The organism is Microcystis sp. CS-574 (genome assembly GCF_028329095.1).
GTDB lineage: Bacteria > Cyanobacteriota > Cyanobacteriia > Cyanobacteriales > Microcystaceae > Microcystis > Microcystis ichthyoblabe_A.
Genome location: NZ_JAQMSY010000091.1, coordinates 1 through 23,253, shown reverse-complemented (window position 1 = coordinate 23,253; position 23,253 = coordinate 1). Strand labels below are relative to the sequence as shown.

Here is a 23,253-nt window from a genome sequence, read left to right as displayed (position 1 = left end):
CATGCCTAGTAAAGTTGAGTTTACCTTTTCTGAGGATGAAGATTGAGATATTCAATTAAAATTCAAGATGTAGTAGCTGTAGTAGGAGCATCTTGACCGTTGTAGCAGCGAACGAGACGTTCGCACTATAGGTATCTACGAATTAATTATACCTACCTATGAGGAGTATTTTTAATTTTTTTTTGGACATGATCAGGATACCAACTTGTGAATACTGACGTTGTAATCAAAAGGAAATAACTGATAATTTCATAACCCAGTTCAGGAAGGATAAGTTTTTCCATCTTTCCCCAGGCTAAAATGGCGTTAATTGTGAAAGTTAAACCCCAAGCTGAACTGATGATCATATTGATTTTGATAAAAGTTGGATTGTTCCACAGGGAGGGATCAACTTCTTGTTTAGCATATTCTATCGTAAAGGGTTTGCCGAAAATTATGCTCAGCCAGGCAGAGATAGCCAGTAAACCAGAAGCTCCAAGCCCTATATGTTTGACAACCCACATATTATTGAAAACAATCACGGCTAACGAGGCGGAGGAAAAGAAAAACAACCCCACCCATAAAGTTACCCCTCGGTTGCACCTAGTAACGCCCATGATAATGCTCAGAACTAAGGCGATAATCAATGCTAATTTAAGACGAAATAAGCTACCGTGGGCAATAAAAAGAAAAGCCAGCCATGGACCAAATCCCAAGAGGAGCTTTAAAAATGACATAATTTGCTTTTTCATGATTTTATTTTATTGCTTTTTCACAAAATATAGTCATTTCAGATAAGTCTGATACAGTAAAACGGAGGGTGCGTTAGACGGCAAAAATTGCTGCTGTGACTGGAAAGTGACAATCCGTCGTAACGCACCACCTATGATCAACATTTACTCATACCGGCGGTTACGTTTGCGGATAATCCAGAGGATAAACCAGATAACCAGGACAAGTAGGGCGATTTTTGAGACGGGAGCCAGATATTCTTCCACAAGGGGGTAATTTTTCCCTAAAAAGTAACCTGCTGCCGTTAAAAAAACGACCCAGAGGGTCGTGCCGATGGTGGAGTAAACTAAAAAGGGAATCATCGCCATGTGATTCATCCCGGCGGGTAGGGAAATCAAAGTTCGTACTCCGGGGACCAAACGACAGAGTAAAACCGCTTTACTACCGTGACGGTTAAACCATTGATTGGCTTTTTGAATATCCTTAGCGGAAACGGTAATCCATTTGCCGTATTTATCGGCTAGTTTTTCGATTTTTTCCTCATCCACAACCCGACCGAGATAATACCAAGGTAGCGCTCCGACTACGGTTCCGACAATCCCTGCTACCACTGCCGGAATAAATTGCATTTGTCCCTCATGGACGGTAAAACCCGCCAGGGGCATAATTAATTCCGAGGGAATGGGAGGAAAAAGATTCTCTAAAAACATCAATAGGGCTATGCCTAAATAGCCCATAGAAGTCATTGTATTTGTAATCCATTCAGTCATATTTTTTTAGGATTTAGAAAACAGTTTTAAAGTAAAAAAAAGGGAGTGGGGGAGTGGCAAGAATAAATAAAAGCAATCTCCTGACGACCGACTCCTGATAACTGATAACTGATAACTGATAACTGATAACTGATATTAGGTTCCGGAAGTCCAAGAGTTGATATATTCTAATTGGGCTTCGGTGAGGGTATCGATTTCAATCCCCATGGCTTGCAGTTTCAAGCGGGCGATTTCTTGGTCTAATTCGTAGGGAATTGAGTAGATGCCGGGGGCCAATTTACCTTGATTTTTAACCAAGTATTCTACACCGATCGCTTGGTTAGCGAAACTCATATCCATAACGGCGCTAGGATGACCTTCGGCGGCCGCGAGGTTAACTAGGCGACCTTCCCCGATAACAACGACGGATTTACCACTTTTTAGGCTATATTGTTGGGTAAAGTTGCGAACTTCCTTGACATTATCGGCTTTTGCGCCTAAAGCTTGCAGGTCGATTTCAATATCAAAGTGACCGGAGTTGGAAACAATCGCCCCATCTTTCATCAGGTCGAAATGTTCAGCCCGGATAACGTGCTTGTTACCGGTAACGGTGATGAAGATATCGCCTTCTTTAGCGGCTTCATCCATGGGCATAACCCGGAAACCGTCCATCGCCGCTTCAATGGCGCGTACGGCGTTGATTTCGGTGACAATTACATTAGAGCCTAAACCTTTGGCCCGCATAGCGACACCTTTACCACACCAACCATAACCAGCCACAACCACGGTTTTACCGGCAAGGAGGATATTGGTGGCGCGAATGATACCATCAAGGGTAGATTGACCTGTACCGTAGCGATTATCAAAGAAATGCTTGGTTTCTGCGTCGTTAACGTTCATTGCGGGGAAGGATAATACCCCGGCTTTGAGCATGGCTTGCAAACGGACGATACCGGTGGTAGTTTCTTCGGTAGTACCGATAATGTCGGGTAATTGGTGACTTCTTTCTTTAACTAGGGTGGCCACTACATCACAACCATCATCGATGATAATCTGGGGTTTATGATCGAGGGCGATTTGAACGTGACGGTGATAGGTGTCGTTATCTTCCCCTTTGATTGCATAAACGGGGATACCGTAATCAGCGACTAAACAAGCGGCCACATCATCCTGGGTGGAAAGGGGATTACTAGCAATTAGTAACGCATCGGCGCCACCGGCTTTGAGTGCGATGGCCAAATTAGCGGTCTCAGTGGTAACGTGACAGCAAGCGACTAAACGCAGTCCAGCAAAGGGTTTTTCGATGGCGTAACGTTCGGCTAATTGACGCAAAACGGGCATTTCCCGACCGGCCCATTCGATGCGCTGTTTGCCGATGGGGGCTAAACTAATATCTTTGATGTCGTATTTCTGTTGAACTGGTGTTGCTACCATAAGGGGTTTTCCTTAAATACAAGCCTAGGCTATTGGTTAATTTAACTTAACATTGTCTGGGGATTTTCGCCAATGTCAAGCTTTTCACCGGTTTTTTATATAGGAAAAAGTTATCAATACCTCGCTGACCTATCCAGAAATCGGTACATTGTCTCTATTTTAGGTAATTATATAGTACAATAAAACTACTTTATGATCTAAATCAAGCTAGAAATCTCTATCTGGTGATGATAAGATAAAGTGATGGGCGAGAAACTGACAGGCGTTAATCCCAAGATAATCCAATGGGCAAGAGAAAGGGCGAGATATTCTCTTGAGTCTGTGGCGGTCAAGTTTAAAAAAGATGTTTCTGTTATCGAGAAATGGGAGTCAGGAGAGGACTTTCCTACCTATAGTCAATTGGAAAAGTTAGCAGAAATATATAAACGTCCTCTCGCTTTATTCTTTTTCCCAGAACCTCCCCTAGAAGCGGAGGAAAAACAAGAATTTAGAACTTTGCCAGACTTTGAAATCGAAAACCTGGCCGCCGATACTATCTATGCTTTACGACAAGCAAAAGCGATGCAATTGTCGCTACAGGAAATTAATAATGGTATTAATCCTAGTACCAAGAAAATCTTTCAGGATATTGCGGTTAGCTCTAGTGATGATTTAAGGAAATTAGCCGAACAGATCAGAAATTATTTAAACGTTACTCTAGAAGAACAACTGACCTGGAATGATCGGGAAACTGCCTTAAAAAAATGGCGTAGTGTCGTGGAAGAAGCTGGTATTTTTATTTTTAAGCGTTCTTTTAAGCAGCGAGAAATTTCGGGATTTTGCTTGATAGATATTGAATTTCCGATCATCTATCTTAATAATACCACGGAAAAATCTAGACAAATATTTACCATTTTTCATGAATTAGCACATATTCTTTTGCAGACTAATGGAATTACTAAGTCTGACGATAGATATATTAATAGTTTGCAGGGAGCAAATAAAAGTATCGAGATATTTTGTAATAAATTTGCTGCGGAGTTTTTGCTTCCTAATCATGTCTTTTCTGAGATAATTAGAGAAACAGTAGTTAACGTTAACGATAATGATAAAATTATCTCGAAAATTTCCAGTGATTATAAGGTTAGTCGAGAAGTAGTTCTACGAAAACTATTAGATAATAACTTTATTTCTCAGAAAGAATATACTCTTAAAGTAAACGAGTGGTACAATGAGCAGGTGGGAAAAAATCAGGACAAAAATAAAAAATCTGGCGGTAATCCCTATGCTAATCAGGCGACATATTTGGGAGAAAATTACCTAAAACTTGTGTTCAATAAATACTATCAAGGCCAATACGATATCGAGCGTGTTGCTGATTATCTAAACATTAAAAAAGTTGCTACGGTGGAAAAACTTGAACAATATTTATTAGACAAAGGACTGTTTTGATGGTTTACATTTTTGACACAAGTAGTTTTAAGGTTTTAGGAAACTATTTTCCCAAAAGTTTTCCTACCGTTTGGCAAAAAATCGATTTGATTGTGTCAGAAGGTAAACTACAATCAGTACGCGAAGTGCTTAAAGAAGTAGAATATGGCAATAATAAACAATTTGTTTTAGATTGGATAGACTTCAATAAACAAATATTTTTACCACCCACTGCTCAGGAAACTTTATTTATTCCTGAAATTTTTTCTATAAGAAACTTTAAGGATTTAGTGAGTGAAAAAGCAAGATTACAAGGAAAACCAGTGGCTGACCCATTTATTATTGCCTGTGCCAAGATAAAAGACGGTTGCGTAATTACCGAAGAAGCCTTGAAGCCTAATGCTCCCAAAATCCCCACAGTCTGTCAACACTTTTCTATCGATTGCACCAATGTTCAGGGTTTAATGGAGCGGGAAGGTTGGCAATTTTAAAACTAAAATTAATGGATAAATTGCCAATAAATTTATATAATCAGTGGTGCAGAATTGATTTCTAGTTGAAAAGGCTTTTTCTGGAAAACTAATAACCATGTTCAGCCAGAAATTCTAGGCTAATCTCGCTAGGAGGGTGATAAGAGCGCATTCCTAGCAATTTTTCCACATATTTGCCTAAAATATCCCCTTCTAGATTCACCCAATCGCCTAATTTTAAATGGGAAAGATTGGTTTCGGCGTAGGTGTGGGGGATGACAGCCACTTTAAACCAGCTGCCGGAGGCATCACAATCGGCCACGGTTAAACTGATGCCATTAACAGCTATACTGCCCTTACCGACGATATAACGAGCTATGTAGTTATTCCACTGCTCTTCTAGGGAACTAGGGGCAGCAAAGGTCATTTCCCACGAATTAGCCACGATTATCGATTCGACTAAACAGCCAATTCCGTCCACATGACCGGTGACAAAATGACCGCCGATTTTACTACCCACCCGCAGAGAGGTTTCTAGGTTAACGTTGGTTTCTGTTTTAATCCTTCGTCCCAAAGTAGTGCGCTGTAGGGTTTCTGGGGAAGCGGTGGCCACAAAACCCTCTGAGAGAATTTCCTCGACTGTCAAACAAACTCCATCCACAGCCACACTATCACCAATCATTAAATCTTGGAGAATTGTATCAGAGGATACAGACAAATATAGTCTATCAGTGTGCACGACCCGAATTTTTCCCAAGGCTTGAATTAATCCTGTAAACATCGGCTTTTTTCTCGACTATAAATCCTTATGAGTGAAAGATTGGGCATTTTCCCCAGAATAATCGGCGACAATATGACCATCTCCCACTAATTGATATTTGTAGGTCACTAATCCCTCTAATCCCACCGGACCACGGGGGGGCATTTTTTGGGTACTGATACCCACTTCAGCCCCAAAACCGTAACGGAAACCATCGGCAAATCGGGTGGAACAATTATGAAAAACTCCGGCGGCATCGACTCGATCGCTAAAGGTTTTGGCTGTGTTAAAATTTTCGCTGACAATGGCTTCCGTGTGTCGAGAACCGTAATAATTAATATGTTCGATTGCCGATTCTAGACTATCAACAATTTTAATTGACAGAATTAAATCACTATATTCGGTTTGCCAGTCTTCTTCTGTGGCCGATGGTACGTTAATAATCTGACGAGTTGCTTCATCTCCCAATAATTTAACCTTTTTTTCCTCTAATGCTCGGGCCACTGCGGGTAAAAATTGTCTAGCGATGTCTTGATGAACCAATAAAGTTTCAATGGTATTACAAGCGGCAGGATATTGGGTTTTACCATCAACGGTAATTCTAATTGCTTTGCTTAAATCTGCTTCTTTGTCGATGTAGAGATGACAGATACCATCGGCATGGCCGAGGACAGGAATGCGGGTATTATTTTGGATATAACGCACAAATTCGTTAGAACCTCTAGGAATAATTAAATCGATGTATTGATCAAGTTTTAAGAGTTCCTGAATTTCTTCTCTTGTTGTTAACAATTGCACCGCCGCCGAATTAACTTTAGTTTGACTCAATGCCTGATGAATAATTGTTACTAAAGCTTGACAAGAACGGAGCGCCTCTTTCCCCCCTTTTAAAATAACGCCATTGCCAGATTTTATCGCTAAACTGGTAATTTGAATTAAAGCATCGGGACGAGCTTCAAAAATAACCCCTAAAACCCCTAAAGGACAGGTTATTCTCCGAAGAATTAAACCTTGATCTAATTGCCGATTAATTTGTATAGTAGCTAAAGGATCTGCTAATTTAGCCAGATCTCGCACCCCGGCAATGGCGGTTTTTAATTTGCCAGCACTTAACTCTAAACGCGCACATAAAGCCGGAGATAATTCCATCGCCTTGGCTGTTTGAACATCGGCGATATTAGCTTCCAGTATTTTATCAGCATTAGCAGTCAAAGCCTCAGCAATAGCCTCTAAAGCTTCATTCCTTTCTTCGTTAGTCAGAATAGCCAGTTGACGACTCGCTTGACGGGTTTCTCTGGCGATTTCGGGGAGGGATAGAGAAGTTGTAACCATAGAAAATTAAACGTAATAACCGCTATCTTGTTTATTTTATCTTATTTTTGAGAAAGTTTCAGGGTCATTAGATCTCATTGCAAAAACCAAAAATTGTTGTTAGGGTTAGGAGTCAGTAGTCAGGAGAATTAAGAATGAATAATAGTCAATTAAATGGTCTATTTACAGATTTGGCTCTCTTGAGTTTGGTGGGTAAAATGTACTCTAAGATACAGTCCTGCCAGCGAGCGACTAGAACGAACCACAAAGACACAAAGGACACAAAGATCGATCCTATATAAGTTAAACTTATCACACAAAGAATAAGAAAACCCTGATTTTAGGCAATTTAATCTTTATTTTCGAGGTTTATTGAAGGTTATCAACTCTTGTCATGATCATCATAGATCTAGTTAAATAGAAAAAATAGCCGAAATTAGTGATTTTTCTATCCTAGACCTGTAGAGACATTATAGTTAACATCCCTACAGAATCTAGACTATCTAGACCGGATTGGCAATCAGACAGTTAGATACTTCTTGACGCGCCCAATCATCGGCGGCTAAAATGTCATCTAGGCTAGGGGTAGAACTGTTATGAATTGCAAAGCGATCGCAAACTTTTTCAATCACCCGGGGAATATCTAAGAAGCTAATCTTTTCTTCTAAAAATAATGCTACTGCTTGTTCATTGGCCGCATTTAATACTGCTGGCATTGCCCCACCTGCGCGGCCGGCTGCATAAGCTAATCCCATACAGGGATATTTTTGATGATCGGGTTCTTTGAAGGTTAAACTGCCGGCTTTAACTAAATTTAAAGGTTCCCAATCGGTATAAATTCTTTCAGGCCAAGACAAGGCATATAACAGGGGTAAACGCATATCTGGCCAGCCTAATTGGGCTAAAACCGAGGTATCCTGTAACTCAATTAAAGAGTGAATAATACTTTGGGGATGAATAACAATATCGATCGCATTATAATCTACACCAAACAGATAATGAGCTTCGATAACTTCTAGACCTTTATTCATTAAAGTAGCCGAATCGATGGTAATTTTTCTGCCCATCGACCAGTTAGGATGTTTCAGGGCATCAGCTACGGTTACTTGCGGCAATTTTTCCACCGGTAAATCCCGAAAAGCACCCCCAGAAGCGGTGAGAATAATCTTTTTTAATCCCCCAGTGGGAACTCCCTGTAAACATTGAAAAATAGCTGAATGTTCCGAGTCAGCAGGTAATAATTTAACTCGGTGTTTTTCCACTAAAGGCAGCACCACCGGACCGCCAGCAATCAGAGTTTCTTTATTAGCAAGAGCGATATCTTTACCGGCAGTAATAGCGGCAATCGTGGGCAGCAATCCCGCACAACCGACAATTCCCGTGACGACGCTTTCGGAATCGCCATAACGGGCCACTTCGATTACTCCTTCCTTTCCTGCTAGGATAATCGGGGTATAGTCAAGGTCGGAAATTAGGCTTTTCAGGTCTTCTAGTTGACTTTCGTTATTAATCGCCACGATTTGCGGGCGAAATTGCCGAATTTGCTCCGATAGTAGTTGAATATTATTACCCGTGGCTAATCCCACCACTTGAAACTTATCGGGATGATCGGTGACAATATCGAGAGTTTGAGTACCGATCGAGCCAGTAGAGCCTAAAATCGAGATTTTTTTCATTAGAAACTTAATATAATTTGGGGATTAGCTTTAAATATACGTTCTCTGGGGTCTTTCCGGCACATCAGCGTAAATATTAAACATTTGTTAAAAAAGTTGATAGTTTGACCTTTTTATGCTAAGGCTTAGAAAAAGTTAGCGATAGAGATGGTGACAGAGAAGAAATCGAATAGAAAGGCCAATGGATTAGGCTGTCTAGCGGGGGGTCTGGTTTTTTGCCTCTTATTTCCCCTGTGTTTTTTCTTTTTTGGTTGGTTATCCTTCGCTGTTGGCCCGATGGGTTGCGCTCTCCCCAGTCAATGTTCGGCAGCAGCAGCATTCATGAAAGGGATTCTGTCCTTAATTCTTTTTTTTGGGGAAGGATTGGCATTACCTATATTCCTCAGTTGTGCCGTGGGAAAAGCCGTCAGATTTGGGTTAAGTCGCAGAAAAAATAACCGAACTTAAACATAAGTTCGGCTAGATTTATCATCTATTTAACCACTAAATAAAACTAACTTTCTGTCGTGACTGCTGTGGTGGGAGGCAACTTAATATTAGTAGCTAATCCCAGAATTTGCAGCAGACGAATGGTCATCCAAGTCAGATCAACTTCCCACCATTGTAGGCCATGACGGGCAGAATACTGATAGGCATGGTGATTATTGTGCCAACCTTCACCGAAAGTTAAGAGAGCAACCCACCAACAATTTTTAGAATTATCGTGGGATTCATGGCTAACATAACCGAATTTGTGGGTGGCGCTGTTGACAAACCAAGTGGAGTGGAAAACTAAGACCAAGCGAACAAAAATTCCCCAAATTACAAACGGCCAACCACCCATAGCATAGAGAATTAAGCCTAGAACAATTTGGATAGGAACAAAATAATTTTGACAGAATTTATAGAAAGGATCGTCGGCGATATCCTGGGTAAAACGGGCAATTTCTTCATCAGCAGGAATTTCGTGCAACATCCAACCCATGTGACTCCACCAGAAACCTTTATTAGAATCGTGGGGATCGGGAGCAGTATCAGAATATTTATGATGAAGACGATGTAAACCTATCCATGCGATCGCACCCCCCTGACAAGCGAGAGTCCCGCACAAAACCAGAAAGTATTCTAACCATTTGGGAGTCTTAAAACTCCGATGGGAAACCAAACGATGGAAACCGAGGGTAATTCCTAAACCCCCGGTAATCCAATAAAGAATCAATGTCACTCCCACAGCACCCCAGCTAAAATTGCCAGGCAAGAAGGCTAAAAGAGCCACTAAGTGGATAAAAGCCATGTAGATGAGAGTCACCCAGTCAATGGGCAGTTTTTCGGAAGTCGCAACAGTCATTGAATAACCCAAAGGGAAACAACAGGAGACAGAGCATCATTGTCTTATCTGTCTCGATTTGACACAGGGGGAACTTTGACGCTTAATAAATAGTAACAAATATCACAGTCTATTGTTTGATGGATATCCCCTCTCTATTCCACAGGGCAGAAGAGGCCCTACTCCCCATCTTTTCGGAAATTGACGCACAGGTCAAGGAAAATCTCGCTAAAATCCTATTGGGAAAGTATGGCGAAGCGATTGATTTCCCTAAGTGAGGGTTTTTATCGGCAATGCTATCGGACGGGAAAGCCGCAGTCAATACAGCCTAATCTCTTCTAGAAACAGTAAATAAGGTGATTTATAGATAAAAAAAGACAAATAAGTCCCAAATATCTGTTTTATCCGCTCATAACTCTATATTTAGCCAGATTACATCGAAATCAATGACTGTTTATTTACCTAAACAAATACTTCAGACTAATCATCCTCATCCCGTGGCGATCAGCGAAATTGTCTCGATAGCGATCGAAGCCCTCTGGAGCAATAAACTGCGGACTTTGTTAACCATGTTAGGGGTGATTATTGGCATTGCCTCCGTGATTGCTCTCACCTCCGTAGGCCAAGGAGTACAAAAAGCCACCGAACAAAAAATTCAATCTCTAGGTACTAATGTTTTACAAATTTTACCAGGAGAAGCCAGAACTGGCGGTATTAGTCTCGGCCGCGGTTCCAGTAGTACCTTAATCTGGGAAGATGCCAAAGTTATTCAAAATCAAGTTCCTGGTGTGCAGGTGGTCTCCGCCTATCTGCAGCGTCCGGCACCGGTGGTGGCGGGCGAGGTCAATCATGCCACTAATGTGGTGGGCATCGATCTTAACTACATGAAAGCGAGAAATACAGAACTCAGCCAAGGTCGATTTTTTACCGAGGAAGAAATGGCACAGGCGACACCAGTGGCGATTTTAGGCTCGACTCTGTTAACAGAACTCTTTGGCGATGATACCAATGCGATCGGTAAAAAGCTTTGGATTGAAAGAAAAAATAGTTACGAAATTATTGGGGTATTTGAGCCAAAAGGTTCCGAAGGTTCGATTGATCGCGACGATCAGGTCTTTATTCCTCTGAGCAATATGTCTTCTCGTCTGGTGGGCAATAATTCTTTAAGTGGTAAGGCCGTTAACGGCATTTATGTCAAAGTTGACCAGCAAGATCAGATGAAAAATGCCGAGTATCAAATTACTAATCTTTTGCGTCAGCGCCACAATCTCGCCGCTTCTCAAGCCGATGATTTTAGCATTAGAAACCAAACAGATGTGGTCAAAACCTTGACCACGGTAGTGGGTTTGTTTACAGTGATGCTGGTAGCGATCGCTGGCATTTCCTTAGTAGTGGGTGGTATTGGCATCGCTAATATCATGTTAGTTTCCGTGGTGGAACGCACCAGGGAAATCGGGATTCGCAAAGCTGTGGGGGCTACCCGTTCGGCCATCCTCCAGCAGTTTTTAGCGGAATCGGTGATGATTTCCCTGACTGGCGGCGGCATCGGTGTATTATCGGGAATTTTAGTGGCCTTCTGTAGCGCCCAGATTTTCCGATTTCCCTTTGTCTTATCAGGTTGGTCGATAGTCAGTGGATTTGGCTTATCTTTTATCGTTGGTTTGTTAGCAGGAGTAATTCCCGCCCGTTCTGCCGCTCATTTAGACCCGATTACCGCTTTACGAAGGGATTGAGGCCAGTACATCCTAAAAAACGATTAAGCCATCTTGAAGACGGATAACCCGCCTGGTTTGGGCAGCTACATCAGGATCGTGGGTGACAATCACAATCGTGATCCCCTGTTGATTGAGTTCGGTTAGTAAATCCATCAGTTCTTGGGAAGTTTGTGTATCTAAGGCCCCCGTCGGCTCATCGGCCAACACCAGAGCCGGTTGATTAACTAGGGCCCGGGCGATGGCGACTCGCTGTTGTTGTCCCCCGGAAAGTTGGCTAGGCCGATTGTGGAGATAATTAGCCAATCCAACTCTAGCTAAAGCTTGCATTGCTCTTTGACGACGCTTTGGCTTGGGAACATTGGCATAGACCATCGGCAACATGACATTTTCTAGGGCAGTGGAGCGGGACAATAAATTAAATTGTTGGAAGACAAAGCCAATCCTCTGATTGCGAATATAAGCCAGTTGGTTATCGTCCAAGTTCTTTAAGTTTCTGCCTTCTAAAATATATTGTCCCCCCGTCGGGCGATCGAGGCAGCCGATAATATTCATCAGGGTTGATTTCCCGGAACCCGAAGCTCCCATGATGGACACGTATTCCCCTGACCGAATTTCCAGATCTATGCCCCGAAGAACAGGAATTTTCACTTCCCCTAGAGAGTAAATTTTTGTAATCGTCTGCAAGAAAATCATCGTTTTTACCACGGGTGTTTTGGGATAATTTTGCCCTAAAAATTAGGTTAAGCAGTGGAATGTCAAAAATGGACCTATGTTAACAAATATGAAGTAATTTTTTCGGTGCTGGTTGACTATCAACTGCTATTTTTATCGGTAAGTTCCAACTATGTCCACATTTAAAGATGAATGTATCCAATTTTGCCCACTTTCTGAGAGTTATCTCAACTAGGTACTTGATTAAAACTCTTTAGCTCAAGAGAGGCAATTATTAAGAAATAAACAAGATCTGGAATCACTTTAAAATAGTGAGAGTAGGATAGAAAAACTAAATAGTAAGTATAGGGAGAAATTAATCAATGTTAACACCAAGACATCCTCACCCCCCCGCTGCCCCGCAAAGCCCTCCTCCTGGTGTACCTCAAGGTCCTCCTCCCGGAGCGCATCAAGGGTTCCCACCTGGTGGACACCAGAACAATCCTCCGGGGACACCGCAGCCCTTTGCACCGGCTGGGGCTGCCCCAGCCAATCTACCGCGTCTAACAGAACAAGATCAAGAACTCTTAAAACAATTACTCGGTAATGATGAACAGGCCCAAGCTTTAGGGGGAATCAGGAAGGCCATCCACCTTTCCCCCCCGAAGGTTTCCCGGAAGGCCATCCACCTTTCCCCCCCGAAGGTTTCCCGGAAGGCCATCCACCCTTTCCTCATAATGGTTTTTCTCAAGGTTTTGCCAATAGTTTACCAGCACTAGCACCAGAATCCCCCTCCTCCGAGAAGAAACCAATTCCCTTTCCATCCCATCCCCCCTATTCTCAAAAAGGCAACCCACCACCACCGCCAAGGACAGATGAAAAAGGATTTCTGCTCGGACCAATTAGCTTTTCTTGGCAACCAGGGGAACTGATCTTTATTATTGGCGGCAATGGCAGCGGCAAGTCAACTTTAGCTAAACTAATTACAGGACTATACCCACCCCTATCGGGAGCAATTTACCTCAATGGTAAACGTATTACCCAAGATAATGTGGAGTGGTATCGTCAACATTTCTCGGCAATTTTCTCTGATTTTTACTTATTCGATAGTTTTCTCGGTTTTGATCGCCCCAATCTCGATCAAGAGGTAGAAAATTATCTGATGCAACTGCAATTAGCCCATAAAGTCACGGTCAAAAATGGAGTTTTATCCACCACAGAACTATCTCAAGGACAAAGGAAACGACTGGCTTTATTAACAGCCTATTTAGAGGATCGTCCTATCTATGTGTTTGATGAATGGGCCGCCGACCAAGAACCCCGTTTTAGGGAGCTATTCTATAAACAGATACTGCTACAACTGAAAGAAAGAGGGAAAATAGTTATTGTTATTAGCCATGATGAGCGCTATTTTCATCTAGCCGATCATATTATTAAGCTCGATTATGGTGCTGTGGAATCGGAACAGACTGTTCAACAATCAGGTTCTCTCTAAATTAACCCACCAGTTTCTTACTCACTATGTCAGATAGTTCCTCCTTCCAAAAACTTAACAAACAGCCCGCAATTAGCTGGGCATTGGGATTACTAACTTTATTTTTAGCCATTGGTGGTATTGTTCTCGCCTATCGTCAGTTTGGGCAGATGCCCCAGCGGGATAGTTCCCGTCCGCTGCCTGTAGCCGTGGAACAGACGGATCTAACGATCATCGTTTCCGCTAATGGCACTGTGGAACCGGAAAAAGTGGTTAATGTTAGCCCTAAAACAGCAGGAATTTTGAAGGAACTGCTAGTAGATGAGGGTTATACTGTCAAAAAAGGACAGATAATTGCTAAAATGGACGATTCTGATTGGCAGGGTCAATTATTAGAATCCCAGGGCAAACTAGCGGCAGCCCAAGCTAATCTCCGCAAACTAATCGCCGGTAATCGTCCCCAAGAAATCGCTCAGGCCCAAGCGAAATTGGAACAACTAGAAGCCAACCTACAAAAGCTGATGGCCGGTAATCGTTCTCAGGAAATTGCCCAAGAAAAAGCTCGTTTAGAAGGTTTAAAAGCCATTTTCAAAAAATCTGATGATGAATATCGTCGCAATCAGCTACTTTTCAACGAAGGAGCCATATCTCAACAGACTTTAAACGAAAAACTGGCAACTAGGGATAGCGCCCAGGCTGCCGTGATTGAATCCCAAGAAAAGCTATCTCTCCTTAAAGAAGGAACTCGCTCGGAAGAAATTGCTCAAGCAAAGGCGGAAGTGAGAAATCAACAACAGGTCTTAGACCTTCTCCAAGCAGGAACAAGACAGGAGGAAATCGATCAAGCACGGGCGGAGGTGACTACTGCTCAGGGTTCTCTACAAAATGTCAAAACTCAGATTGAGGATACCATCATCAAAGCCCCCTTTGACGGGGTGGTTACTTTTGTCTACGCTGAACCGGGGGCCTTTGTCGCTCCTACTACGACCGGCAGTTCCGTATCTTCGGCCACTTCTTCCTCGATTTTATCCCTGGTTTCACAAAATGAAGTGGTCAGCAATGTAGCAGAAAAAAACATTGATAAGATACGGGTTGGGCAAAAGGTGACGATTACAGCCGATGCTTATCCAGATAAGGTATTTCATGGACGAGTCTCTCTGATTGCTACCCAGGCAACGGTAGAACAAAATGTCACCAGTTTTGAAGTGAAAGTGACCCTAGAAGAAAAGGCGGCCAGGGAATTGAAAGCGGGAATGAATGTTTCTACCGATTTCCAAGTCGGCCAACTGAAAAACGCTTTAACCGTGCCAACTATTGCCGTTACCCGTCAGAACGAGCAAACTGGTGTTTTTGTTGGCGCACCTAACCAACCACCCCGATTTGTCCCCATTACCACTGGCGTTACTATCGGCAATCGTACCGAAGTTAAAAGCGGACTCGATGGCTCCGAACATATCTTAATTAATCCACCCTCGGACACCCGACCAAGGCAAGGTTTTTCTTGGCAAAGTCTCTTTGGTGGTGGGGGGAACGAACCTGCTGCCGGTGGCCCTCCCCCCGGGGCCCCACCACAGGGAGCCGCACCTCCCCCCGGCGGGCCGCTCTAATCATTCCTATTGTCAACCTTGGCAACTGTTTTAAGCGCAAGGACTGGCGTTGTATGATCAGTAGGCTTGGTAAATGCAATACAGATCACAGTCTATTCTTTGATGGATATCCCCTCTCTACTCCACAGGGCAGAAAAGGCCTTACTGCCCATTTTTTCGGAAATTGACGCACAGGTCAAGGAAAATCTCCGTCAAGTCCTCTGCGCTTTCCGTGCAAACCGCGTCGGGGTGCATCATTTTGCCAGTGTTAGTGGTTATGGTCATGATGACTTGGGACGGGATACTTTAGATCAAGTGTTCGCCCAAGCCCTGGGGGCCGAAAAGGCAGCGGTGCGGGTACAATTTGTTTCAGGAACCCATGCGATCGCCTGTGCCTTGTATGGGGTTCTCCGACCAGGGGATGAAATGTTAGCGGTAGCCGGTGCGCCCTACGATACCCTAGAAGAAGTAATTGGAATTAGGGGCAGTGGTCAAGGCTCTTTAAAGGATTTTGGCGTTGTTTATCGGCAATTAGAGCTAGATTCTACCGGTGCGATCGATTGGTTGGCCTTGGCCACAGCAGTGAAACCCCAAACCCGTTTAGTCCATATTCAAAGATCCTGCGGTTATTCCTGGCGATCGAGTTTGTCTATTGACGAAATCGAGAGAATTGTCCGTATAGTTAAACAACAAAACCCGAATACCGTCTGTTTTGTCGATAATTGCTATGGAGAATTTATCAACACCCAAGAACCCACCGACGTGGGGGCAGATCTGATGGCCGGTTCTCTAATTAAAAACCCCGGAGGTACAATCGTCACGGCCGGGGGATACATAGCAGGTAAAGCGGAATTAGTGGAAATGGCCTGCTATCGTCTGACAGCACCGGGGATCGGTAGCGAGGGAGGGGCAACTTTTGACCAAAATCGTCTCCTTTATCAGGGATTGTTTCTAGCGCCGCAAATGGTGGGAGAAGCGATGAAAGGCAGTCATTTAATCGCCTATGTGGGTGATAAGTTGGGTTATCCGGTCAATCCTGCTCCTTTTGTGCCTCGACGCGATATTATTCAAGCGATTAAACTCGGTTCTCCCGATAAGCTGATTGCCTTCTGTAAAGCCATTCAAGCCTATTCTCCCATCGGTTCCTACTTGGACCCCATTCCTGCCCAAATGCCGGGCTATGAGAGCCAAGTAGTGATGGCTGGTGGCACGTTTATCGATGGTAGCACCTCGGAATTCTCCGCCGATGGACCCCTCCGGGAACCCTATATCGTTTTTTGTCAGGGGGGAACCCATTGGACCCATATTTCCCTAGCTTTAGAACAAGCGATCGCCGCTTTGTTGAATGGTTCCCCTCAGCTTCCTTCTCTCCCTTAGTTAAAATCCTAACTTCCTGTCTTTGTGGTTAACAAAAAGGGGACTGTCAGGGGGCAAAAGTTCCATATTAGTATTTAGGCTCTCTTGGGTTTGGTGGGTAAAATGTATTCTTGAGATATAATTCTGCTGGCGAGCGAGTGGCACGAACCACAAAGACACAAAGGACACAAAGATCGGTCGCTCCTATATAAGTTAAACTTATCACACAAAGAATAAGAGAGTCGTATTTATTCCTTTTTTATTTTTGTTAAGGACTTATTGATTGATTTAGGCTCTTTTTTTGGGTAATTCCTAATTTTTAAGATCAATGTAGATTGACAAAAATGAGATGCACCCAGTTTCCAACTTGTCTAACTCGATGCCAGACGGTAAAATAAGCACAAATCTAACTATACTCATTAGAATATAAATATCAACGACCACGATTAAAAACTCTTATGCGGGTAACTCTAAAATCGGCCTTGAGTGACAGTAATATCGATGCTAATCAAAGCAGCAGTCAACGTCAACTGATGCTATCGATCGCCGCCACCAGTGAACAGATTGACACAAATTTACCGATTAATCTTTGTTTAGTTCTCGATCATAGCGGTTCTATGCAGGGAAAACCCCTAGAAACGGTCAAAAAAGCGGCTTTAAGTTTAATAGAATCCCTCGGAGTTAATGATCGTCTCTCGGTGATAGCTTTCGATCATCGCGCTAAAGTTATTCTTCCCTCCCAATCGCGACAGGATGATCTGACCTTAATTCGCTCAAAAATTCAACAATTACGAGCGGGAGGAGGTACGGCGATCGATGAAGGGATAAAATTAGGCATTCAAGAAAGTTCCAGCGGCAGCAAAGGTTATGTATCTCATATTTTTCTGCTTACCGATGGTGAAAATGAACACGGAGATAATCAACGCTGTTTAAAATTAGCCGCAGTAGCAGCTGAGTACGGTATCACCTTAAATACCTTCGGTTTTGGCGATCATTGGAATCAAGATATCCTAGAAAAAATTGCCGATATCGCCGGCGGAAGTTTATCCTATATCGAAAGACCCGAACAGGCTTTAATTGAATTTACTCGTCTGTTTAACCGTCTGCAATCTGTGCGGTTAACTAACGCTTTCCTGCAATTAGAATTAGATGCTCGGACTCATTTAGCCGACTTAAAACCCATTGCCCAAGTTGCCCCAGAAACTATAGAAATGAGCCTACAAAAAGAGGGGAATTTTTACATCACCCGTTTGGGGGATTTAATGATAGATGAAGAAAAAATTCTCCTCCTCAATCTCTATATTGACCAAATTCCCCCCGGTACTCACACCATAGCTAAGGTGAAGATTCGCTACGATGATCCCGCTTCCGGTCAAAAAGGGCTAGAAACTGCGACTTTTAACCTTGATATCACCTCCCAAGCTCTCTATCAATCCCAATTAAACGATCAAGTTCAGAAATCAATTCTGACTTTAGCCAAATATCGTCAAACCCAAATCGCTGAAGAAAAATTAAAAAAGGGCGATCGAGCAGCCGCCGCCACCATGCTACAAACCGCAGCCAAAACCGCCCTACAATTGGGGGAGAAAAACGCCGCCACCGTCCTCCAAACTAATGCCACCCGTTTACAGGTGGGAGAAGAATTGAGCGAGGGGGATTTAAAGAAAACCCGTATTATTGCTAAAACAAGACTACAAACCGATGAATAAACTACTTATTGAAACAAAATCCCAATTCCTAGCAAAGCAATTGTCACTCCGAAAATCGCCCGCAAGTTAATCCGATCCCCCATCATGGCTGCGATCGGCAGGACAAATAAAGGACTGGTAGCGGTGAGAGTTTGGGCAATACCCACAGGAGAGAATTTTAAAGCAGTTTGCTGTAACCAAATGCCTAAAAACGTACTGCCGAAAGCAGTGACAATAATAATAGCAATCAGACGCAATGACCAGTTAATCGGTGGTGATGATTCCTGACGGCGAAAAAACATCAGAATTAACACTATTCCCGTCCCCGCTAACAGACGAAACAGGGCACTCTGCAAAGAAGACATTCCCGACTGCACCAGTGCCTGACGAGATAAAACCGCCCCCACCGCTTGGGAAATCGCCGCAATTAAAGCCCAGGCAATTCCTTGCCGCCAGGGGCGTTGACTATTGATTTCGGGAGTTTTTTCGGAAATAACCCAAGCAACCCCGAAGATGGTCAAAATAATGCCAATATAAGCCGATATTTTCAGGGATTCCCCCAAAAAAGTCGCCGCTAGAATCGCCCCCAACGGAGGCGAAAGGGTTTCTAACAGGAGGGTTTTTCGCGGTCCCAAATAATTAAGGGCGGTAAAATAGGCCGTGTCACCGATTCCTATACCAATTGCGCCACTTGTCAAGAGTATAAATACCGAACTTTGTTGATTAACATCGTGCCATTGTCCGGAAAGGGGCAGCGTCAGGGCAATTAAAGCGATCGCGACTACTCCTTTCAGAAAATTAAGCAATAAAGGCGGGATTTTCTGGCCTAATAGGCTATAAATCGCCGCAGAAACCGCCCAAAGCGCCGCCGCACTCAAAGCCGCTATCTCTCCCGTTAAATTTTCACCGAGACTAAATCCGTTGAGCATTATCATATTTGTCAGGAGACAGTATTAAGAAGACTCCGAGACTATTTTTATTTATTATCCCCACTTCCCACACCCCCGCTAATTTAGTGATTTAATAAAACCGACCACTGCTGCAGAAGATAAAAACTATGTGTATTCTCGGTTTTGATCCGGGTAAGGATAAATGTGGGATCGCGGTTAGGTCATCGACAGGGAAAATTTATACCCATGAGGTGATAGCATCGTCACAAGCGATCGAGCGTTTAGCCAGTCTCTGTCAACAATATCCGATCGAATTATTGGTGATGGGGAATCAAACCACCTCAAAAAGTTGGCGCGAAAAAATTGCCGCTCGTGTCACCGTCCCGATTACTCTAGTAGATGAACGCAATAGTACCCTAGAAGCTCGCGATCGCTATTGGCAAATGTTCCCCCCCAAAGGATTACAGAAACTCATCCCCCAAGGTATGCGTCTTCCTGATCGCCCCATTGATGATATAGTGGCGATTCTGCTGATCGAACGTCATTTACAGTCAAAATAATGTCACACTACAAAATAGACACAGCAGGGTGAATTGACGATGCTCCTAAGTAAAGGTTTTGAAGTGGAAATGTACACCGGAACAGCAGCCGGAGAAATTATCGGTTTATCCGATCGCATTGTCAAGGATTTAGATGGTTTTGTCCGGGAACCGGATAGTCGTAACGTAGAATATACTACGGCTCCCATGACTAACTATGACCGTCTTTTATGCGCTACTTTAAAACCTCGTCTGGCTCTACGGCAATATTTGCGTCGTTTAGGCGATTATACCCTCATCCCTGGCAGTACCCTCTCCTTGGGCGATAGTCAATATTTTTATCGCAGTGACCCCCACAATCCCTATCATGACTATATCGAACAGACCTACGGCACTAATGTAGTCACGGCCAGTATTCATATTAACGTCGGTATTAGCGATTATGAGGATTTAATGCGTGCCTGTCGCTTAATTCGCCTAGAAGCTCCTTTATACTTGGCTTTAAGTGCTTCCTCTCCTTTTCTCGATGGTAAAATCACCGGTTCCCATTCCCGTCGTTGGCAAGTTTTCCCCCAAACTCCTGCTTATGTTCCTCTCTTTGAGAGTCATAAACATTTTGTCACCTGGACCGAGGAACAATTAAAACTCGGTACGATGCAGAATGTTCGTCATCTCTGGGTTTCGGTACGTCCTAACGGTAGCAATCGTCCCTATAATCTCAATCGTCTAGAATTGCGAATTTGTGACCTGATTGCTAATCCTATTAGTTTATTAGCAGTTATGGCTTTTTTAGAGGCCCGTTTAACTCAACTTTTACAAGATCCCCAATTAGACCCCTTAATTTTAAGTCAATTACCCAGTAGCAATCGCAGCGAGGATTTATTAACTTTAACCCAAGAAAACGAACAGGCTGCCGCACGTTTTAGTCTTGATGCCACCCTGAGACATTGGTACGATGGCCGGGAAATCTTAGCTAGGGATTGGATTAAAGACCTCTATGTTCAAGTTTATCCCGTTGCTAAAGAAAAGGGTTTTAGTTGTTTCCTCTCTCCCCTACAAAAAATCCTCCGTGAAGGTAACACCGCACAACAATGGTTAAAACAATCCGACCAGGGGATGGATGTTAAAAGTATTATCAAACAGGCGATTATTACCCTAGAAAAACAGGAACGAGAGTTAGAACATAAATTATGTCAACATATTCTAGTTGCCTGAATAAAAGACTTTTTCTCTAATTATTTGGCTCTCTTGAGGTTATATCGACAACATTTTTCAGGATGATAGGATAAGCTGGAATTATCGAAACCGTAGAAATAATAGATAAAATGAGTAATCTCCTCTGGCCGCGTTTCCTCAAGAAAGCTTACCGTCAAGAACCAATAACTAGCTTTATCTTTACCGCAGCGGCAATAGATGTCATCATCGGGGTTCTAGGACAAAGATGGACACTGCTATCCTTAGGGGCAACGATTATGGCGATCGCTATATTCGCCAGGTGGCAACAGAGCCAAAAAAGCAAGGCAATCAACAAAGAAGAAGCAGCAAGATACTATTTACCGCCCCAATCAAGTCAAGTAGCTTTACCAACCCTGAAAAACGAAAAAAATCGACCTTCTTAGCTCAAAAATTTCACCTTGCTTGGCAATCAATCCCCTCAAAGGCTAGAATTTATAGCACCGTTCATTTGTTAATATTCAACTAAATTTATGAAATTCCGATTTACGCGTGGGGAGAAACTTGTCGGGGCAATTGTGGTCAGTGTCTTAACCACGCTGACAATCGGGCAACATCAGCTTAGTCATGCCCAAAATCCCATTGCCCCCCCTAAACCCGCGGCTGAAAGTGGCGAAAAAACCCCGGAAACTATCCTAGTAGAAGGTTTAGGCAGACTTACCCTCGCTAAAACCTTAGAAGGGCAACAATCCACCCCTAATGCTGTGATTTTCAGCCCCGATAACCAATTAGTTCTCGCTGGTGGTAGTGATACGGATCCTCTCCTGAGAATTTGGTCCGTAAAAACAGGGCAAAAAGTTTCCCAAACTCGCGCCCAAAGAACCAGCGTCAAAGCTTTAGCCATTAGTCCCAACGAAAGATTATTAGTTAGTAGCGGTTTAGATGGTTCGATTAATTTTTGGAATCTGGTGGAAGGCAAGTATTTGGGAATTGCCCTCGAACACGGTAATACGGTCCTCGCCCTTACCGTTACTCCCGATGGTAAAACGTTAATTAGTGGTGGTTTGGAAGGAATTCGCCTCTGGACAGTGCAACCCCCCCGCCGTCCCCTCTATCGTTTAAATTGGGTGGGTAATTTTGTTTATTCCCTAGGCATGAAATCCGATGGTGTCACCCTTGCCAGCGGTCATGAAAACGGTGAGGTACATTTTTGGGACATCCGCGAGGGCAAATTTTTATCGAAATTTGCTGCCCATCCCCAAGCGGTGAGCCAGCTTTTATACACTCCCGACGGTAAAAATTTAATTACGGGTAGTTTAGACCGCACGATTAAAATCTGGGATACGAGCAATAATCAGTTATTATTTACCCTCGTCGGTCATACGGCCCGAATCCGTTCCCTGGCACTCCATCCTAAGGGACAAATTCTCGCTAGTGCTAGTAATGACGGTGTGCGTTTATGGGATGTGACCACGGGGAAACAATTGGCCTGGTTTGATAATAATTCCGACTGGGTGGAATCCCTAGCTTTTAGTCCCGATGGGCAGTATTTAGCTAGTGGTAATTATGATTTTAAAATTCGCCTCTGGCAATTCGTTCGTTAGGCAAAAATGCCCCCATTTAGCCTTTAACCACTTCTAGAAAAGCCGATTTCGCCGCTGCCTGTTCCGCTGCTTTTTTGCTTCTGCCAGTTCCCATTCCTAATTTCTGCTCATTTAACCACACTTCCGCGCAAAAACGTTCTTGATCTAAACCATTGATTTCTTTAACTAAATATTGCGGCAGTTTTTTGTATTTTGCTTGTGTCCACTCCTGCAAGGCATCCTTATAATTCTGTCGGGCCGGATCTCGACGGATTTCGGCCGCTTTTTCCCTTAGTGGCTCATCTAACCAAGAACGCACTAAAACCATCGTCTGTGTACTAAGATATAATGCTCCCAAGACCGCCTCAAAAGCGTCTGCTAGTCGAGAAATTCGCCCCGCCCGATCAATACTCGTACTACTTGATACCAATAAATAACGCTCGAAACCGTAGCGATCCGCAAATTCCGCCAGAGTGCGATCGCTAACCATCATCGATCGCAGGGCAGCAAATTCTCCCACGAGCGCCTCCGGATAGGTTTCTAACAATACCTCCGCCGCCACGAGTCTCACCACAGAATCGCCTACAAATTCCAATTGTTCATAATTCTTATCACGGGAAACACTGGGATGAGTTAGGGCCAAATCTAATAAATCCCATCTGACGGGGACATCAGCTGATAAACCCAGCTTTTCCACTAGGGTTTTTAATTGTTTTTGGCGACGCGGATCACTTAAGGACATGGGAGCGGGAAGAAGGGGGTGTGGGGTGT

Annotated in this window: 23 protein-coding genes and 1 pseudogene; 14 read left to right on the top strand and 10 right to left on the bottom strand. The window is 43.4% G+C overall.

Going from position 1 to position 23,253, the window contains the following annotated elements; translation table 11 throughout:
- Positions 1-152: 152 nt before the first annotated feature.
- The 3 genes from PN470_RS07075 to ahcY form a co-directional block, all read right to left on the bottom strand.
- Positions 153-731, bottom strand: a complete 579-nt coding sequence (locus tag PN470_RS07075) for a hypothetical protein (protein ID WP_272104155.1) — start codon at positions 729-731, stop codon at positions 153-155.
- Positions 732-875: 144 nt separating this feature from the next.
- Positions 876-1,481, bottom strand: coding sequence for a DedA family protein (locus PN470_RS07070; protein ID WP_002769621.1), 606 nt, complete (start codon positions 1,479-1,481; stop codon positions 876-878).
- Positions 1,482-1,616: 135 nt separating this feature from the next.
- Complete coding sequence (gene ahcY / locus PN470_RS07065) at positions 1,617-2,894, bottom strand: adenosylhomocysteinase (protein ID WP_272104153.1); 1,278 nt, start codon at positions 2,892-2,894, stop codon at positions 1,617-1,619.
- A gap of 243 nt (positions 2,895-3,137) precedes the next feature.
- Between ahcY and PN470_RS07060 the strand changes: the two genes are divergently transcribed.
- Both PN470_RS07060 and PN470_RS07055 read left to right on the top strand, forming a co-directional pair.
- Positions 3,138-4,325: an XRE family transcriptional regulator gene (locus PN470_RS07060; protein WP_271934897.1), complete on the top strand. Its 1,188-nt coding sequence runs from the start codon at positions 3,138-3,140 to the stop codon at positions 4,323-4,325.
- The gene (locus PN470_RS07055; RefSeq protein ID WP_271934898.1) at positions 4,325-4,795 is read left to right on the top strand and encodes a PIN domain-containing protein; all 471 of its coding nucleotides are present in this window, start codon (positions 4,325-4,327) and stop codon (positions 4,793-4,795) included. The genes PN470_RS07060 and PN470_RS07055 overlap by 1 nt, the downstream gene beginning before the upstream one ends.
- Before the next feature lie 88 nt (positions 4,796-4,883).
- Here the strand turns inward: PN470_RS07055 and PN470_RS07050 are convergent, their stop codons facing one another.
- The 3 genes from PN470_RS07050 to dxr all read right to left on the bottom strand — a co-directional run bounded on the left by PN470_RS07050 (position 4,884) and on the right by dxr (position 8,521).
- Positions 4,884-5,555: a riboflavin synthase gene (locus PN470_RS07050; protein ID WP_271934900.1), complete on the bottom strand. Its 672-nt coding sequence runs from the start codon at positions 5,553-5,555 to the stop codon at positions 4,884-4,886.
- Between the two features lie 15 nt (positions 5,556-5,570).
- Complete coding sequence (proA, locus tag PN470_RS07045) at positions 5,571-6,866, bottom strand: glutamate-5-semialdehyde dehydrogenase (RefSeq protein WP_271934902.1); 1,296 nt, start codon at positions 6,864-6,866, stop codon at positions 5,571-5,573.
- Between the two features lie 482 nt (positions 6,867-7,348).
- Positions 7,349-8,521 carry a 1-deoxy-D-xylulose-5-phosphate reductoisomerase gene (dxr, locus tag PN470_RS07040; RefSeq protein WP_103112135.1) on the bottom strand — a complete coding sequence of 391 codons (1,173 nt, stop codon included), beginning with the start codon at positions 8,519-8,521 and terminating at the stop codon, positions 7,349-7,351.
- 147 nt (positions 8,522-8,668) lie between these two features.
- Here dxr and PN470_RS07035 point away from each other — a divergent pair, with 147 nt between their 5' ends.
- Positions 8,669-8,968, top strand: a complete 300-nt coding sequence (locus PN470_RS07035; protein ID WP_103112134.1) for a hypothetical protein — start codon at positions 8,669-8,671, stop codon at positions 8,966-8,968.
- A gap of 46 nt (positions 8,969-9,014) precedes the next feature.
- Here PN470_RS07035 and PN470_RS07030 read toward each other — a convergent pair whose 3' ends face one another.
- Entirely contained in the window at positions 9,015-9,848 is an 834-nt protein-coding gene (locus PN470_RS07030; RefSeq protein WP_002733282.1) for an acyl-CoA desaturase, read from the bottom strand.
- 119 nt (positions 9,849-9,967) lie between these two features.
- Between PN470_RS07030 and PN470_RS22335 the strand changes: the two are divergent.
- A pseudogene (locus tag PN470_RS22335) lies at positions 9,968-10,066 on the top strand (aluminum resistance protein); the annotation flags it as partial.
- Positions 10,067-10,273: 207 nt separating this feature from the next.
- Positions 10,274-11,560 carry an ABC transporter permease gene (locus tag PN470_RS07025; protein WP_271934903.1) on the top strand — a complete coding sequence of 429 codons (1,287 nt, stop codon included), beginning with the start codon at positions 10,274-10,276 and terminating at the stop codon, positions 11,558-11,560.
- A gap of 12 nt (positions 11,561-11,572) precedes the next feature.
- On the opposite strand, the gene PN470_RS07020 is transcribed toward PN470_RS07025, so the two are convergent.
- On the bottom strand, positions 11,573-12,235 hold the full coding sequence (locus PN470_RS07020) for an ABC transporter ATP-binding protein (RefSeq protein WP_103112132.1): 663 nt from the start codon (positions 12,233-12,235) through the stop codon (positions 11,573-11,575).
- Positions 12,236-12,576: 341 nt separating this feature from the next.
- Between PN470_RS07020 and PN470_RS07015 the strand changes: the two genes are divergently transcribed.
- The 5 genes from PN470_RS07015 to PN470_RS06995 all read left to right on the top strand — a co-directional run bounded on the left by PN470_RS07015 (position 12,577) and on the right by PN470_RS06995 (position 18,318).
- Positions 12,577-12,972: a hypothetical protein gene (locus PN470_RS07015; RefSeq protein WP_238142373.1), complete on the top strand. Its 396-nt coding sequence runs from the start codon at positions 12,577-12,579 to the stop codon at positions 12,970-12,972.
- Between the two features lie 32 nt (positions 12,973-13,004).
- Complete coding sequence (locus PN470_RS07010) at positions 13,005-13,688, top strand: ATP-binding cassette domain-containing protein (RefSeq protein WP_318025960.1); 684 nt, start codon at positions 13,005-13,007, stop codon at positions 13,686-13,688.
- A gap of 26 nt (positions 13,689-13,714) precedes the next feature.
- Complete coding sequence (locus PN470_RS07005; RefSeq protein WP_271934905.1) at positions 13,715-15,274, top strand: HlyD family secretion protein; 1,560 nt, start codon at positions 13,715-13,717, stop codon at positions 15,272-15,274.
- A 102-nt stretch (positions 15,275-15,376) separates the two neighbouring features.
- Positions 15,377-16,630: a methionine gamma-lyase family protein gene (locus PN470_RS07000; RefSeq protein ID WP_271934906.1), complete on the top strand. Its 1,254-nt coding sequence runs from the start codon at positions 15,377-15,379 to the stop codon at positions 16,628-16,630.
- A gap of 437 nt (positions 16,631-17,067) precedes the next feature.
- The gene (locus PN470_RS06995; protein WP_271934907.1) at positions 17,068-18,318 is read left to right on the top strand and encodes a vWA domain-containing protein; all 1,251 of its coding nucleotides are present in this window, start codon (positions 17,068-17,070) and stop codon (positions 18,316-18,318) included.
- A gap of 5 nt (positions 18,319-18,323) precedes the next feature.
- Here the strand turns inward: PN470_RS06995 and PN470_RS06990 are convergent, their stop codons facing one another.
- A complete protein-coding gene (locus PN470_RS06990; RefSeq protein ID WP_130757263.1) occupies positions 18,324-19,226 on the bottom strand; it encodes a DMT family transporter in 903 nt (300 codons plus the stop codon).
- Between the two features lie 128 nt (positions 19,227-19,354).
- On the opposite strand from PN470_RS06990, the gene PN470_RS06985 reads away from it, so the two are divergent.
- The 4 genes from PN470_RS06985 (at position 19,355) to PN470_RS06970 (ending at position 22,503) form a co-directional block, all read left to right on the top strand.
- Positions 19,355-19,747, top strand: a complete 393-nt coding sequence (locus PN470_RS06985; protein ID WP_016515004.1) for a pre-16S rRNA-processing nuclease YqgF — start codon at positions 19,355-19,357, stop codon at positions 19,745-19,747.
- A 39-nt stretch (positions 19,748-19,786) separates the two neighbouring features.
- Positions 19,787-20,941 carry a glutamate--cysteine ligase gene (gene gshA, locus PN470_RS06980; protein ID WP_002773150.1) on the top strand — a complete coding sequence of 385 codons (1,155 nt, stop codon included), beginning with the start codon at positions 19,787-19,789 and terminating at the stop codon, positions 20,939-20,941.
- 110 nt (positions 20,942-21,051) lie between these two features.
- Positions 21,052-21,345: a hypothetical protein gene (locus PN470_RS06975; protein ID WP_002755534.1), complete on the top strand. Its 294-nt coding sequence runs from the start codon at positions 21,052-21,054 to the stop codon at positions 21,343-21,345.
- Positions 21,346-21,432: 87 nt separating this feature from the next.
- Positions 21,433-22,503, top strand: a complete 1,071-nt coding sequence (locus tag PN470_RS06970) for a WD40 repeat domain-containing protein (protein ID WP_103112127.1) — start codon at positions 21,433-21,435, stop codon at positions 22,501-22,503.
- 16 nt (positions 22,504-22,519) lie between these two features.
- On the opposite strand, the gene rnc is transcribed toward PN470_RS06970, so the two are convergent.
- On the bottom strand, positions 22,520-23,224 hold the full coding sequence (gene rnc / locus PN470_RS06965) for a ribonuclease III (protein WP_271934909.1): 705 nt from the start codon (positions 23,222-23,224) through the stop codon (positions 22,520-22,522).
- Positions 23,225-23,253: the final 29 nt, after the last annotated feature.